17 protein-coding genes are annotated in these 13894 nt (G+C 48.5%); 15 read left to right on the top strand and 2 right to left on the bottom strand.

Going from position 1 to position 13894, the window contains the following annotated elements:
* Positions 1 to 13: 13 nt before the first annotated feature.
* Positions 14 to 3679 (top strand): DNA-directed RNA polymerase subunit beta', encoded by a 3666-nt coding sequence (gene rpoC, locus HMPREF3168_RS07710; RefSeq protein ID WP_003612821.1) that lies wholly within the window; start codon positions 14 to 16, stop codon positions 3677 to 3679.
* Between the two features lie 65 nt (positions 3680 to 3744).
* Here the strand turns inward: rpoC and HMPREF3168_RS07705 are convergent, their stop codons facing one another.
* The gene (locus HMPREF3168_RS07705) at positions 3745 to 4305 is read right to left on the bottom strand and encodes a hypothetical protein (protein WP_003613309.1); all 561 of its coding nucleotides are present in this window, start codon (positions 4303 to 4305) and stop codon (positions 3745 to 3747) included.
* Positions 4306 to 4389: 84 nt separating this feature from the next.
* Positions 4390 to 5199, bottom strand: a complete 810-nt coding sequence (locus HMPREF3168_RS07700) for a Cof-type HAD-IIB family hydrolase (RefSeq protein WP_003613330.1) — start codon at positions 5197 to 5199, stop codon at positions 4390 to 4392.
* 262 nt (positions 5200 to 5461) lie between these two features.
* Here HMPREF3168_RS07700 and rpsL point away from each other — a divergent pair, with 262 nt between their 5' ends.
* From rpsL to rpsQ, 14 genes are all read left to right on the top strand, one after another.
* Positions 5462 to 5869 (top strand): 30S ribosomal protein S12, encoded by a 408-nt coding sequence (rpsL, locus tag HMPREF3168_RS07695; protein ID WP_003613306.1) that lies wholly within the window; start codon positions 5462 to 5464, stop codon positions 5867 to 5869.
* A 15-nt stretch (positions 5870 to 5884) separates the two neighbouring features.
* A complete protein-coding gene (gene rpsG / locus HMPREF3168_RS07690; RefSeq protein ID WP_002878218.1) occupies positions 5885 to 6355 on the top strand; it encodes a 30S ribosomal protein S7 in 471 nt (156 codons plus the stop codon).
* A 33-nt stretch (positions 6356 to 6388) separates the two neighbouring features.
* Positions 6389 to 8473, top strand: a complete 2085-nt coding sequence (fusA, locus tag HMPREF3168_RS07685; protein ID WP_003613351.1) for an elongation factor G — start codon at positions 6389 to 6391, stop codon at positions 8471 to 8473.
* A gap of 397 nt (positions 8474 to 8870) precedes the next feature.
* Positions 8871 to 9179, top strand: a complete 309-nt coding sequence (gene rpsJ / locus HMPREF3168_RS07680; RefSeq protein ID WP_003613348.1) for a 30S ribosomal protein S10 — start codon at positions 8871 to 8873, stop codon at positions 9177 to 9179.
* A 25-nt stretch (positions 9180 to 9204) separates the two neighbouring features.
* The gene (rplC, locus tag HMPREF3168_RS07675; protein WP_003613313.1) at positions 9205 to 9834 is read left to right on the top strand and encodes a 50S ribosomal protein L3; all 630 of its coding nucleotides are present in this window, start codon (positions 9205 to 9207) and stop codon (positions 9832 to 9834) included.
* Between the two features lie 14 nt (positions 9835 to 9848).
* Complete coding sequence (gene rplD, locus HMPREF3168_RS07670; protein WP_003613326.1) at positions 9849 to 10466, top strand: 50S ribosomal protein L4; 618 nt, start codon at positions 9849 to 9851, stop codon at positions 10464 to 10466.
* The gene (gene rplW / locus HMPREF3168_RS07665; RefSeq protein ID WP_003613331.1) at positions 10466 to 10762 is read left to right on the top strand and encodes a 50S ribosomal protein L23; all 297 of its coding nucleotides are present in this window, start codon (positions 10466 to 10468) and stop codon (positions 10760 to 10762) included. Before rplD ends, rplW begins: the two co-directional genes overlap by 1 nt.
* A 25-nt stretch (positions 10763 to 10787) precedes the next feature.
* Positions 10788 to 11624 (top strand): 50S ribosomal protein L2, encoded by an 837-nt coding sequence (gene rplB / locus HMPREF3168_RS07660; protein ID WP_003613318.1) that lies wholly within the window; start codon positions 10788 to 10790, stop codon positions 11622 to 11624.
* 17 nt (positions 11625 to 11641) lie between these two features.
* Entirely contained in the window at positions 11642 to 11917 is a 276-nt protein-coding gene (gene rpsS / locus HMPREF3168_RS07655) for a 30S ribosomal protein S19 (RefSeq protein ID WP_003613342.1), read from the top strand.
* Between the two features lie 21 nt (positions 11918 to 11938).
* Positions 11939 to 12292 carry a 50S ribosomal protein L22 gene (gene rplV, locus HMPREF3168_RS07650; protein WP_002878207.1) on the top strand — a complete coding sequence of 118 codons (354 nt, stop codon included), beginning with the start codon at positions 11939 to 11941 and terminating at the stop codon, positions 12290 to 12292.
* A 13-nt stretch (positions 12293 to 12305) separates the two neighbouring features.
* Complete coding sequence (gene rpsC / locus HMPREF3168_RS07645; protein WP_003613357.1) at positions 12306 to 12977, top strand: 30S ribosomal protein S3; 672 nt, start codon at positions 12306 to 12308, stop codon at positions 12975 to 12977.
* On the top strand, positions 12977 to 13420 hold the full coding sequence (gene rplP / locus HMPREF3168_RS07640; protein WP_002878205.1) for a 50S ribosomal protein L16: 444 nt from the start codon (positions 12977 to 12979) through the stop codon (positions 13418 to 13420). The genes rpsC and rplP overlap by 1 nt, the downstream gene beginning before the upstream one ends.
* Positions 13410 to 13607, top strand: a complete 198-nt coding sequence (rpmC, locus tag HMPREF3168_RS07635; RefSeq protein WP_002878201.1) for a 50S ribosomal protein L29 — start codon at positions 13410 to 13412, stop codon at positions 13605 to 13607. The genes rplP and rpmC overlap by 11 nt, the downstream gene beginning before the upstream one ends.
* Before the next feature lie 18 nt (positions 13608 to 13625).
* A complete protein-coding gene (rpsQ, locus tag HMPREF3168_RS07630) occupies positions 13626 to 13892 on the top strand; it encodes a 30S ribosomal protein S17 (RefSeq protein ID WP_002878196.1) in 267 nt (88 codons plus the stop codon).
* Positions 13893 to 13894 lie beyond the last annotated feature (2 nt).

The following is a 13894-nucleotide window of genomic DNA, read 5'->3' as shown; positions in this document are numbered from 1 at the left end:
GGGAGGTTAAACTTTGATCGACGTAAATAAGTTTGAAAGCATGCAGATTGGTTTGGCTTCACCAAACAAGATCAGAAGCTGGTCTTACGGAGAAGTTAAGAAGCCGGAAACCATCAACTACCGGACTTTGAAGCCAGAAAAAGACGGTCTGTTCGATGAACGGATCTTCGGGCCGACCAAGGATTACGCTTGTGCCTGTGGCAAGTACAAGGGCGTTCGCTACAAGGGGATCGTCTGTGACCGGTGCGGGGTTGAAGTAACGACCTCTCACGTGCGCCGGGAACGGATGGGCCACATCGAACTGGCTGCTCCTGTAACCCACATCTGGTACTTCAAGGGTATCCCATCAAGAATGGGTCTGGTTTTGGACGTGTCTCCAAAGCAATTGGAAGAAGTTATCTACTTCGCTGCCTACATTGTCATCGATCCAGGTGACACTGGCCTGGAAGCCAAGCAGCTCTTGACTGAAGCTGAATACCGGGAAGAAAAGGCCAAGTACGGCAACCGCTTCGTGGCTAAGATGGGTGCCGAAGCTATCCGCGACCTGCTTAAGCAGGTTGACCTGGACAAGGAAGTTACTGCCCTTAAGGCAGAACTGCAAACCTTGAAGGGGCAAAAGCGGACCCGGGCCATCCGCCGGCTGGACATCCTTGATGCCTTCAGAAACAGCGGCAACAAGCCTGAATGGATGGTTATGGAAACTGTTCCGGTTATTCCGCCGGACTTGCGGCCAATGGTTCAGCTGGAAGGTGGCCGTTTCGCCACTTCCGACTTGAACGACCTTTACCGCCGGGTTATCAACCGTAACAACCGGTTGAAGAAGCTGCTGGACATGCACGCTCCTGGCTTGATCGTGCAAAACGAAGAGCGGATGCTGCAAGAAGCAGTTGACGCCTTGATCGACAACGGCCGCCGGGGCCGCCCAGTTGTTGGGCCAGGCAACCGGCCACTGAAGTCTATCTCACACATGCTGAAGGGTAAGCAAGGGCGTTTCCGTCAAAACTTGCTTGGTAAGCGTGTTGACTACTCCGGCCGTTCAGTTATCGACGTTTCTCCAAAGCTGAAGCTTTACCAATGTGGTGTTCCGCGTCCAATGGCTCTGGAATTGTTCAAGCCATTCGTTATGCGGGAACTTGTCCGCCGGGGCATTGCTTCCAACATCAAGAACGCCAAGCGCAAGATCGACCGGGAAGACGACGACATCTGGGACGTATTGGAATACGTCATTAAGGAACGTCCAGTTCTTTTGAACCGGGCACCTACCCTGCACCGGCTGTCAATCCAGGCCTTTGAACCAGTTTTGGTCCCAGGCAAGGCCCTGCGTTTGCACCCGCTGGCTTGTGAAGCCTACAACGCCGACTTCGACGGTGACCAGATGGCCATCCACGTGCCGTTGTCAGACGAAGCTGTAGCTGAATCCCGCCTCTTGATGCTGGCTGCCCACCACATCTTGACTCCTAAGGACGGTACGCCAATCGTTACTCCGTCCCAGGACATCGTTTTGGGTAACTACTGGCTGACCCAGGCTGAAATCGGCCGGGAAGGCGAAGGCATGATCTTTGCTACTCCAGAAGAAGCAACCATCGCCTACAACAACGGTGATATTCACTACCACACCATCATCGGTGTGTCAGCCGCTTCGATGCCGAAGAAGGACTGGGGCGCGGGCCACGAAGACAGCATTTTCGTAACTACTTACGGCCGCTTGGTCTTCAACTCCCTCTTCCCAGACGACTACTTCTACATCAACGAACCAACCCAGGACAACTTAAAGCAGCCAATGGCTGACAAGTACTTCTTGGAAGATGGCCAGGACATCCAGGACAAGATCGCTGAAATTGGCCAGGACCTGGTGGCTACGCCATTCAAGAAGGGCTTCCTGGGTGACACTATTTCTGAAATCTACAAGCGCTACCGGGTACAAAGAACTTCTGAATACCTGGACGACTTGAAGGAAATGGGCTACTCAGCTTCAACTATTTCCGGTTTGACCATCGGTATGGCTGACGTTCCGGAAACCAAGACCAAGGATGCCTTGGTTGCTGAAGCCCGCAAGCAGGTTAAGCAAGTATCCAAGATGTTCCGCCGGGGCAAGCTGTCCGACAAGGAACGTCACGACAACGTCATCAAGATCTGGACTGACTGTAAGGATGCCGTTCAACAGGAAATTGCTGAATTCAAGGACCAAAAGAACCCAATCTCCGTCATGCAGCAGTCCGGTGCCCGTGGTAACATCTCCAACTTTACCCAGCTGGCTGGTATGCGTGGTTTGATGGCCACTCCAAGTGGTGAGTTGTTCGAAATCCCGGTTATCTCCAACTTCAAGGAAGGTCTGACCGTTCTGGAACTGTTCATGTCCACTCACGGCGCCCGGAAGGGGATGACTGACACGGCCTTGAAGACTGCCCAGTCTGGTTACCTGACCCGTCGTTTGGTCGACGTTGCCCAGGACGTTATCATTCGTGAAGACGACTGTGGCACTGACCGCGGCATTACTGCCAAGGCCATCGTTGACAAGGATGCCGGCTTGATTGAATCACTTTACGACCGTCTGGTCGGCCGCTTTACCAACCGGACTATCCGTGACCCGCAAACTGGTGAAGTCATCTGCCCTAAGGGTGTCCTGATGGACGAACAAATGGCGCAGAAGATTGTTGACGCTGGCGTGCAGGAAGTTCAAATCCGGTCAATCCTGACTTGCAACACTTCCCACGGTATCTGCCGGAAGTGCTACGGCCGGAACCTGGCCACTGCCGAAGAAGTTGAAATCGGTGAAGCAGTTGGTACGGTTGCCGCTCAGTCAATCGGTGAACCAGGTACCCAGCTGACCCTGCGTACTTTCCACACCGGTGGTGTTGCCGGCGCAGAAGACATCACTCAAGGTCTGCCTCGTGTGCAAGAATTGTTCGAAGCCCGCAACCCTAAGGGTCGCGCGGTTATCTCTGAAGTTGACGGTGTTGTTGACAAGATCGAAAGCAACGCGGCTGAACACTTGCAGGAAATCACCGTTAAGGGCAAGATCGACACCAGAGTCTACACCATTCCTTACACTGCTAAGCCAGCAGTTCAGGAAGGTGATGAAATCCACCGTGGTGACAAGCTGATCCCTGGTTCTATCGACCCTAAGGAATTGATCAAGGTAACTGACACCTTGACGACTGAAGAATACATCCTGGCTGAAGTCCAGAAGTCATACCGGACTCAAGGGGTTGACCTGGCCGACAAACACGCCGAAGTCTTGACCAGACAGATGCTGCAGAAGGTCCGGGTTCTTGACCCAGGTGAAACCGACATCTTGCCAGGTGAAGTCATGGACATCGCTGAATTCCGCGACAGAAACCGTGACGTCATCATCAGCGGCGGGATCCCGGCTACTGCCCAGGCTGACATTCTGGGTATCACCAAGGCTGCCTTGGAAACCAACAGTTTCCTGTCAGCTGCTTCCTTCCAAGAAACTACCCGGGTTCTTACCGACGCGTCAATCCGCGGAAAGAACGACCCGCTTCTTGGTTTGAAGGAAAACGTCATCATCGGGAAGATCATCCCAGCTGGTACTGGTATGCCAATTTACCGCGACCAAGTGCCAAAGGCCGATGTTCAACAACCAGACTCAGTTTACTCAATCGCTGACCTGGAAAAGAAGATGGAAGACGAAAACAAGGAAACTGAAAGCAAGTAATCCAGTTTAATTAACAAGAAAAAACGCTCGAATGGCTCAAAGTCATCCGAACGTTTTTTTTTACCCTAAAGGAAAAATTGGAGGTTGAGGCCCCAGAATAAGTAGGGCAGGAAGGCAAAGGGCTCTTTACCCGGCCGCTTATGCCAAAGCGCGTGGGCGATGGCCAGCAGGGAGGCCAGCAGGAAACTCTTCACAGCAACGGGACATGAAAAATTTAAAGACAGGAGTAAAAAATGCCAAACGTCCCCGCTGCCCATTTTCCCTGTAAAAGCGAGCCAGACCAGGACTGCCAGAAAAATTGCAGCCTGCCCCAGGCCTTCCGTGTTTGGTGCCTGGAAAAAATGCATCAGCCCGGTGGCCAGCGGTACGACGAGCAGGCAAGTATCAAAAGACTGTTCATGCAGGTCGCTGACAACCATTAAAAAGAAGTTGATTATAAAGAGCAAAGAAATAGCACTGCTCCTAGAATTGGAGATTAAATAAACTAACAAATTTCCGGCCAGGATGATGTAAGGGATATCATCCGCCAGCCGGCTTTTACACTCAAGAAAGGTATTATAACGATAACGGTCGGCGATGAGAGCTGCCAAAAGACCGCAGAGTAAAGAAATCATTTCGCTGAGCATTTTTTCCCTCCACTTACTATTACACCTTTTTTGCCAATATTTTTTAAAAAGGCAAAAAATTGTCAGTTTAGGGAAAATTACCTGCTAAAAAACAAACTTCTCCAGAGCCTGGGCGATCCCGTCTTCATCATTGCTACTGGTGACATAGTCAGCGGCTTGCTTAACCAGGTCATTGCCGTTGCCCATGGCCACGCTGGTGCCGGTAAAAGCAAACATGTCTAAGTCGTTTCTCTCGTCGCCGATCGCCATGACTTCTTCTGGCGCGATTTCCAGCCGGCCGCACAGTTCTTTGAGCCCCTGGCCCTTGTTGACCTTGGGATTGAGCAGTTCAAGGAAGCGGGCGTCAGTCCGCAGAACGTTGAAGTCCTGCCCCCAGTCTTCCTTGACCCGGTCTTCTACTCTGTCCAAAAGCTCCTGGCTGCCGACAAAGCAGGCCTTGGCAATGGCCTGGCCCTTCTCCGGAAATTCCTCAACGCTTCTGACAAAGAGGACGGCCTGGTTTTCGTAAGCCTGCTGGTAAACCATCGGGTCGATGTCATGGTTCGGCGTAATGATCCGGGATTCAAAGTCCACGATGTTGAAGGGGAGCTTTAAAGAGAGGGCGTAGGCGGTCAGCCGCCGGTAAACTGAATTAGCGATCAAGTCGCTGGTCATGATTTCCCCGCTGGCCTTGCGGCTGATTGCCCCGTTTAAGGTTAGGGCATACTGGTCCTCGCCCTTTATACCAAGTTCATTCATGTAAGGGGCCAGGCCCGCGATTGGCCGGCCGGAACAGAGGACGACTTTAACGCCGCGGTCAAGTGCCTTAGAGATGGCTTCCTTTGTGCTGGCCTGGATTTCTTCTTGGGAGTTGAGCAGGGTGCCGTCAGTGTCGATAGCAATTAATTTGATCATTTTTTTACCTCATTTTTTCTTTTCTACTAACAACAAATTAATATTTTTCGCATAAAATCAATCTTAGCATAGATAGAAAACGCTGTCATCGAGTGAAAAAGCGCAGCTTTTTCCAGGCTGGAAATTCTTGAAAAAAGCTTTGCATTAGCTGGCAAATGGAGTATACTAACAGATGTATGTTTTGAAGATTACTCCGCGAGGCAAAAAAGAAACTCCCGGATATGTGAACAAAATGATATATAAATTTAGGAGGAACTAGTTAATGCCAACCATTAATCAATTGGTTAGAAAAGGCCGTCACTCAAAGACTACTAAGTCAAAGTCACCAGCCTTGAACTACAGCTACAACAGCATGAAGAAGGAACAAGTCTTCAACCCAGCACCACAAATGCGTGGGGTTGCGACTCGTGTCGGTACTATGACGCCAAAGAAGCCTAACTCAGCTTTGCGTAAGTACGCCCGTGTACGTCTTTCAAACTTGACTGAAGTTACTGCCTACATCCCAGGTGAAGGCCACAACTTGCAAGAACACTCAGTTGTACTGATCCGTGGGGGCCGTGTAAAGGACCTTCCTGGTGTACGTTACCACATCGTTCGTGGTGCCCTTGACACTGCTGGTGTTGACGGCAGAAAGCAAGCTCGTTCTAAGTACGGCGCTAAGAAGGGTTAAAGGAGGACTTAAATAATGCCAAGAAAAGGTCATGTTTCAAAGAGAGACGTTTTAGCAGACCCAGTTTACAACTCAAAGCTGGTTACTAAGCTGATCAACCACTTGATGAAGGATGGTAAGAGAGCTCAAGCTTCATCAATCTTGTACGATGCTTTTGACATCATCAAGGACAAGACTGGCAAGGAACCAATGGACGTCTTTGAAGAAGCCATGAACAACGTTAAGCCAGTTTTGGAAGTTAAGGCTCGCCGTATCGGTGGTTCTAACTACCAAGTTCCTGTAGAAGTTCGTCCAGAAAGACAAACTACTTTGGCATTGCGTTGGCTGGTTTCATACTCCCGCCTGCGTAACGAACACACTATGGATGAACGTCTGGCAAACGAATTGATCGATGCCTCAAACAACACTGGTTCAGCCGTTAAGAAGCGTGAAGACGTGCACCGTATGGCAGAAGCTAACCGTGCCTTCGCTCACTACCGTTTCTAATCCAGTGCTCGTTATCTAAGGAGATAGAAAAATATGGCTAACAAACGTGAATTCTCATTAGAGAAGACTCGCAACATCGGTATCATGGCCCACATCGATGCCGGTAAGACTACTACTACTGAACGTATCCTTTACTACACTGGTAAGATCCACAAGATTGGTGAAACTCACGAAGGTGACTCCCAAATGGACTGGATGGAAGAAGAAAAGGAACGTGGGATCACGATCACTTCCGCAGCCACTACTGCGCAATGGAAGGACCACCGGATCAACATCATCGACACCCCAGGACACGTCGACTTCACTATCGAAGTTGAACGTTCCCTGCGTGTCCTTGACGGTGCCGTAACTGTTCTGGACGCACAATCAGGTGTTGAACCACAAACTGAAAACGTTTGGCGTCAAGCTGAAAACTACGGTGTTCCGCGGATCGTCTTCGTTAACAAGATGGACAAGATCGGTGCCAACTTCGACTTCTCAGTTAAGAGTCTGCACGAACGTTTGAACGCTAACGCTATCGCCGTTCAAATGCCTATCGGTGCTGAAGACCAATTCGAAGGCGTTATCGACTTGTTCGACATGGTTGCCGACGTCTACGACGAAGACAAGCTGGGCGCAAACTGGGAAACTATTCCAGTTCCAGACGAATACAAGGAAGAAGCCGAAAGCCGTCGTGAAGAAATGATCGAAGAGATCGCTGAAGTTGACGACGACATTATGGAAAAGTTCCTTGGCGGTGAAGAAATCTCCAACGAAGAACTTAAGGCTGCCTTGCGCCGGGCAACTTTGGAGTTGAAGGCCTTCCCAGTATTTGCTGGTTCAGCCTTCAAGAACAAGGGTGTGCAAATGATGCTTGACGGTGTTGTTGACTACCTGCCATCACCACTTGACGTTAAGCCTTACATCGCCCACGACAAGGAAGGCAACGAAGTTGAACTGCTGGCTGACGACAACAAGCCATTTGCAGCTTTGGCCTTCAAGATCGCCACTGACCCATTCGTTGGTCGTTTGACTTTCATCCGTGTCTACACTGGTTCATTGGAATCAGGTTCCTACGTTTTGAACGCTTCAAAGAACCAACGTGAACGTGTTGGTCGTTTGCTGCAAATGCACGCCAACTCACGTACTGAAATCCCAGAAGTCTTCTCAGGTGACATCGCTGGTGCCATCGGTTTGAAGAACACCACTACTGGTGACTCTTTGACTGACCCAGCTCACCCATTGATTCTGGAAAGCCTGGACATCCCAGCTCCAGTTATCCAAGTTTCAGTTGAACCTAAGTCAAAGGCTGACCGGGACAAGATGGATGTCGCTTTGCAAAAGCTGACTGAAGAAGACCCAACTTTCCGGGCTGAAACTAACCCAGAAACTGGTGAAACTTTGATCTCCGGGATGGGTGAACTTCACCTGGACATCATGGTTGAACGTATGAAGCGTGAATTCAACGTTGAAGCAACCATCGGTGAACCACAAGTTGCCTACCGTGAAACCTTCACTGTACCGACTCAAGCTCAAGGTAAGTTTGTTCGTCAGTCCGGTGGTAAGGGTCAATACGGTGACGTTTGGATCGAATTTACTCCAAACGAAGGCAAGGGCTACGAATTCGAAGACGCCATTGTCGGTGGTGTAGTTCCTCGTGAATACATCCCAGCAGTTGACGCTGGTTTGCAAGAAGCCATGAAGAACGGTGTTCTGGCTGGCTACCCATTGATCGACGTTAAGGCTAAGCTGTACGACGGTTCATACCACGAAGTCGACTCAAGCGAAGCTGCCTTCAAGGTTGCCGCATCATTGGCTTTGAAGAACGCTGCTTCAAAGGCTGGCGCTGTTATCCTTGAACCAATCATGAAGGTTCAAGTCATCGCTCCAGAAGAATACCTTGGTGACGTTATGGGCTCAATCACTGCTCGTCGTGGCCAAATGGAAGGTATGGAAGACCGAGCAGGTGCCAAGGTCATCAACGCGATGGTTCCATTGTCAGAAATGTTTGGTTACGCAACTACCCTGCGTTCATCCACTCAAGGCCGTGGTACCTTCACGATGGTTATGGACCACTACTCACCATGTCCTAAGTCAATCCAAGCTGAAATCATCAAGAAGCGCGGCGGCAACGCTTAATGCTTCCTAGCATGATCTAAGCCTTGATTTAGGCCAAAACAGAAATCCTAGTAAAGACATTACTTGTCCTTGCTAGGATTTTTTGTATTTTTTGTATTTTTAAGGAAAAACTGGCTTCTGGAAATATGTTAAAAAGGAAAGAAAAATTTCTCCACCAAGGGAAAGCAATTCTAGGAAACTTTTTCGAAAAAAATAGGGCTAAACCCTTGCTATTTAAGGCTTAAGGCCTTATACTAGATAAAGTGCTTTTGAGAGGGAAAAGGCCCTCTGAGTACAAATTGTAGGTAGCTTCGACGCGGAAGGTTGCGGCACGCCAGGCTGCATTGCCACAGTGGTTGTGCAGGGAATTTTCGCCGAGCTAGTCATCTTTTAAAGAAGACGTATAGGAGGTAATTAGATGGCAAATGAAAAGATTCGTATTAGATTAAAGTCTTACGAACATAGCATTCTCGATGAATCAGCTGCTAAGATTGTGGACACTGCGAAGAGAACTGGCGCTGAAATCTCAGGTCCAGTTCCGCTTCCATCTGAAAGAACTTTGTTCACTGTTCTGCGTTCACCACACAAGAACAAGGACTCACGTGAACAATTCGAAATGCGGACCCACAAGCGTCTGATCGACATCTTGAACCCAACCCCTAAGACGGTTGACTCATTGATGAAGCTCGATCTGCCAAGCGGCGTAGACATCGAAATTAAACTTTAATTTTTAGATAGAAAGAGGTGTAATCATGACCAAAGGAATCTTAGGAAGAAAAGTTGGCATGACTCAAATCTTCACTAAAGATGGTGTTCTTGTACCAGTAACTGTTATTGAAGCAACTCCAAACGTTGTTATGCAAGTTAAGACTGTAGAAAACGACGGTTACGAAGCTGTACAATTGGGCTACCAAGACAAGCGTGAAGTTTTGAGCAACAAGCCAGAAAAAGGTCATGCTGATAAGGCAAAGACTTCACCTAAGCGCTTCATTCGTGAACTCCGCGGAGTAGAGCTTAGTGACTACGAAGTCGGCTCAGAAACTACTGTGGAGACGTTCAAGGAAGGTGACGTTGTCAACGTTACTGGTACTTCAAGAGGTCATGGCTACCAAGGTAACATCAAGCGCCACCACCAATCACGTGGTCCTGAAACTCACGGTTCCCGTTACCACAGAATTCCGGGTTCAATGGGTTCAATCATCAACCGCGTGCCAAAGGGCAAGAAGTTGCCAGGTCACATGGGTGTGAAGACTGTTACTATTGAAAACCTAGTAGTAGAAAAAGTTGTTGCAGACAAGAACGTCTTGATGATCAAGGGTAACGTGCCAGGTGCCAAGAACTCATTGATCATTGTTAAGTCATCTGCAAAGGCTAGCAAGTAGGAAGGAGGACTCAAATGGCTAATTTCAAACTTATGGATCAAAACGGCAACAACGCTGGTGAAGTAACTTTAAACGACAACGTGTTTAGCGTTGAACCAAACGAAGCTGTTGTCTTTGATGCAATCATCAGACAAAGAGCTGGCAAGCGTCAGGGTACCTCTAAGGTGAAGAACAGATCTGCCGTTCGCGGTGGTGGTAAGAAGCCTTGGAGACAAAAGGGTACTGGTCGTGCTCGTCAAGGTTCAATCCGTGCTCCACAATGGCGCGGCGGTGGTGTTGTCTTTGGGCCTACTCCACGTTCCTACGCTTACAGCATGCCAAGAAAGCAACGCCGTCTGGCTATCAAGTCTGTCTTGTCACAAAAGCTCCTTGACCAAAACTTGGTAGTTCTGGACAAGCTGACTCTGGACGCTCCTAAGACTAAGGACTTCATTGCAATCTTGAACGGCTTGAAGCTTGAAGGCAAGGTTCTGGTTGTTTCAGACGACAAGAACGTACAACTTTCAGCCAAGAACCTGCCAAAGGTTAAGGTTGTTCCAGTTAACGGCTTGAACGTTGAAGACGCCGTTAACTACGACAAGCTCGTTTTGACTCAAGACGACGTTAAGAAGATTGAGGAGGTATTGGCTTAATGGACGCACGCAACATTATCTTAAGACCTGTTATCACTGAAAAGTCAGCCGACTTGATGGACAGCAAGAAGTACACTTTCGACGTGGCCTTAACTGCTACCAAGCTTCAAGTTCGCGACGCTATTGAAGAAATCTTCGATGTTAAGGTTAAGAGCGTGAACATCATGAATGTTCGCGGCAAGGAAAAGCGCGTAGGCCGCTACACTGGCAAGACTGCTCGTCGCAGAAAGGCTATTGTTGCTTTAACTGAAGATTCAAACGACATCAAGATTTTCAAAGACGAAAACAACGAATAAATCAAGTAATTAGGAGGTCAGTCAATTGGCTATTAAAGTTTACAAGCCAACATCAAACGGTCGTCGTAATATGACTTCTTCTGACTTTGCAGAAATCACTAAGTCAAAGCCTGAAAAGACTTTGCTTGCTTCTAAGTCAAAGACTGCAGGTCGTAACTCATACGGTCACATTACTGTAAGACACCGTGGCGGCGGTCACAAGCAACAATACCGTATCATCGATTTCAAGCGTACTAAGGACAACGCTAAGGCTAAGGTTGTCGCAATCGAATACGATCCAAACCGTTCAGCAAACATCGCCTTGTTGCACTACACTGATGGTACTAAGGCTTACATCTTGGCTCCTAAGGGCTTGACTGTAGGTTCATGGGTAGAATCAGGCGCAGATGCCGACATCAAGGTTGGTAACGCATTGCCACTGAAGAACATCCCAACTGGTACTGAAGTTCACAACATCGAACTTAAGCCAGGCAAGGGTGGCCAAATCGCACGTAGTGCTGGTACTTCAGCTCAAGTTTTGGGTGTTGACGGCAAGTACACTCAAGTTCGTCTGCAATCCGGCGAAGTTCGTGAAATCCTTTCAGAATGCCGCGCTACTATCGGTGCTGTCGGCAACGAACAACACTCACTGATCAACATCGGTAAGGCTGGTCGTTCACGTTGGATGGGCAAGCGTCCACAATCCCGTGGTTCTGTAATGAACCCTAACGATCACCCACACGGTGGTGGTGAAGGTAAGGCACCTGTCGGCCGTCCACAGCCAATGACTCCATGGGGCAAGAAGTCACGTGGTGTTAAGACTAGAGACAGCAAGAAGGCTAGTGAAAAGTTAATCATCCGTCACCGCAAGGGTCGTAAGTAAGAGAAGGGGGTAATTAAATGAGCCGTAGTATTAAAAAGGGTCCTTTTGCAGACGCCCACCTTTTGAAGAAGGTTGACGAGCAACAAGCCGCAGAAAAGAAGCAAGTTATCAAGACTTGGTCACGTCGTTCAACTATTTTCCCTTCTTTCGTAGGGTTGACTATCGCTGTTTACGACGGTAAAAAGCACGTTCCAGTTTTCGTAACTGAAGACATGGTTGGTCACAAGCTGGGCGAATTCGTACCTACTAGAACCTTCCGCGGCCACAAGGCTGACGACAAGGCATCCAAGTAATAAGGAAGGAGAAACAATTAAATGGCAGAACAAATTAGTTCAGCTAGAGCTGAAGCAAGAACTGTTCGTATCGCCCCAAGAAAAGCTCGTCTCGTTGTAGACTTGATCCGGGGTAAGAGCGTTGCTGAAGCATTGGCAATTTTGAAGTTTACGCCAAAAGCTGCTTCCCCAATCGTTGAAAAGGTTTTGCGTTCAGCAGTTGCTAACGCGGAACACAACTACGATCTTGAAAGTGCAAACCTTTACGTATCAGAAGCATACGTTAACGAAGGTGCTACTTTGAAGAGATTCCGTCCACGTGCCAAGGGTTCTGCTTCTCCAATCATGAAGAGAACCAGCCACGTAGTTGTTGTTGTTTCAGAATTGAACGATTAAGGGAGGTATTTGAATGGGTTCAAAGATTAACCCAATTGGTTTCCGTCTTGGTGTTAACCGCGACTGGGAAGCTAAATGGTACGCTGCTAGAGGCTACAAGGAAACTTTAAACGAAGACCTTCGGATCAGAAAGTTCCTCGATGAAAAGTTGAAGGATGCCTCCGTATCCACTGTTGAAATTGAACGTGCTGCTAACCGTGTAAACATCACTATCCACACTGCTCGTCCAGGTATGGTTATCGGTAAGGGCGGCGCTGAAGTTGAAGCCTTGAACAAGGAAATCAACGCTTTGACTAACAAGCAAGTTCACATTAACATTGTTGAAATCAAGAAGCCTGATCTCGACGCCAAGCTTGTTGCTGACAGCATCGCTCGTCAACTTGAAGCTCGTATCGCTTTCCGTCGTGCCAGCCGTCAAGCTGCGCAACGTTCAATGCGTACCGGCGCCAAGGGTATCAAGGTACAAACTGCAGGCCGCTTGAACGGTGCTGACATGGCTCGCCGTGAATGGCACACTGAAGGCAGTGTTCCACTTCATACTTTAAGAGCTGACATCGACTACGCATGGGTAAACGCATTTACTACCTACGGCGAAATCGGTGTTAAGGTTTGGATCAACCGTGGCGAAATTTTGCCAGGTCGCAAGAATCAACCTGCAAAGCGTTCAAAGGGAGGTAAGAAGTAATGCCTTTAGTACCAAAGCGTGTAAAACACCGTCGTGAATTCCGTGGTAAGATGCGTGGTGCTGCCAAGGGTGGCAAGACTGTAGCATTTGGTGAATACGGTCTTGAAGCACTTGAATCCCACTGGATTACTAACCGTCAAATCGAAGCTGCCCGTGTTGCGATGACTCGTTACATGAAGCGTGGTGGTAAGGTTTGGATCAGAATCTTCCCTCAAAAGTCCTACACTGCTAAGGGTGTTGGTGTACGTATGGGTTCCGGTAAGGGTGCACCAGCAGGTTGGGTAGCTGTAGTTAAGAGAGAAAAGATCATGTTCGAAATTGGTGGCGTTTCAGAAGAAACTGCTCGCGAAGCAATGCGCCTCGCAGCAAGCAAGCTTCCAATTAAGTGCAAGTTCGTGAAGAGAGAAGACCAGGAAGCAGGTGGCGCAACTAATGAAGACTAAGGAAATCAGATCATTATCAACTGATGAATTGTTGGCAAAGGAAAAGCAATACAAGGAAGAATTGTTCAACTTGCGTTTCCAACAAGCTACCGGTCAATTAGAAAACACCGCTCGCTTGAGCCAAGTCCGTAAGAACATCGCTCGGATCAAGACTATCTTGAGCGAAAAAGAATTAGAACAAAACTAGTGGAAGGGAGATACTAACTTGAGCGAATCAATCGAAAGAAACCGCCGCCACGTTTACCAAGGCCGTGTCGTTTCCGACAAGATGGACAAGACTATCGTTGTTGTAGTTGATACTTACAAGAACCACCCAGTTTACAGCAAGCGTACTCGTTACTCAAAGAAGTACTACGCTATGGATGAAAATAACGAAGCCAAGGTAGGCGACATCGTTCGTATCATGGAAACCCGTCCATTATCACGTACTAAGCGTTTCCGTTTAGTTGACATTGTTAAGAAATCTGTTTAATT

The sequence above is a fragment of the Lactobacillus sp. HMSC08B12 genome (assembly GCF_001808415.1).
Classification (GTDB): Bacteria; Bacillota; Bacilli; order Lactobacillales; family Lactobacillaceae; genus Lactobacillus; species Lactobacillus delbrueckii.
This window is presented reverse-complemented; position numbering and strand designations above follow the sequence as displayed.

Coding starts and splice junctions, on each gene's coding strand:
- HMPREF3168_RS07705 (WP_003613309.1), bottom strand. CDS start 4,305: ATGCTCAGCGAAATGATTTCTTTACTCTGCGGTCTTTTGGCAGCTCTC.
- HMPREF3168_RS07700 (WP_003613330.1), bottom strand. CDS start 5,199: ATGATCAAATTAATTGCTATCGACACTGACGGCACCCTGCTCAACTCC.
- rpsL (WP_003613306.1), top strand. CDS start 5,462: ATGCCAACCATTAATCAATTGGTTAGAAAAGGCCGTCACTCAAAGACT.
- rpsG (WP_002878218.1), top strand. CDS start 5,885: ATGCCAAGAAAAGGTCATGTTTCAAAGAGAGACGTTTTAGCAGACCCA.
- fusA (WP_003613351.1), top strand. CDS start 6,389: ATGGCTAACAAACGTGAATTCTCATTAGAGAAGACTCGCAACATCGGT.
- rpsJ (WP_003613348.1), top strand. CDS start 8,871: ATGGCAAATGAAAAGATTCGTATTAGATTAAAGTCTTACGAACATAGC.
- rplC (WP_003613313.1), top strand. CDS start 9,205: ATGACCAAAGGAATCTTAGGAAGAAAAGTTGGCATGACTCAAATCTTC.
- rplD (WP_003613326.1), top strand. CDS start 9,849: ATGGCTAATTTCAAACTTATGGATCAAAACGGCAACAACGCTGGTGAA.
- rplW (WP_003613331.1), top strand. CDS start 10,466: ATGGACGCACGCAACATTATCTTAAGACCTGTTATCACTGAAAAGTCA.
- rpsS (WP_003613342.1), top strand. CDS start 11,642: ATGAGCCGTAGTATTAAAAAGGGTCCTTTTGCAGACGCCCACCTTTTG.
- rplV (WP_002878207.1), top strand. CDS start 11,939: ATGGCAGAACAAATTAGTTCAGCTAGAGCTGAAGCAAGAACTGTTCGT.
- rpsC (WP_003613357.1), top strand. CDS start 12,306: ATGGGTTCAAAGATTAACCCAATTGGTTTCCGTCTTGGTGTTAACCGC.
- rplP (WP_002878205.1), top strand. CDS start 12,977: ATGCCTTTAGTACCAAAGCGTGTAAAACACCGTCGTGAATTCCGTGGT.
- rpmC (WP_002878201.1), top strand. CDS start 13,410: ATGAAGACTAAGGAAATCAGATCATTATCAACTGATGAATTGTTGGCA.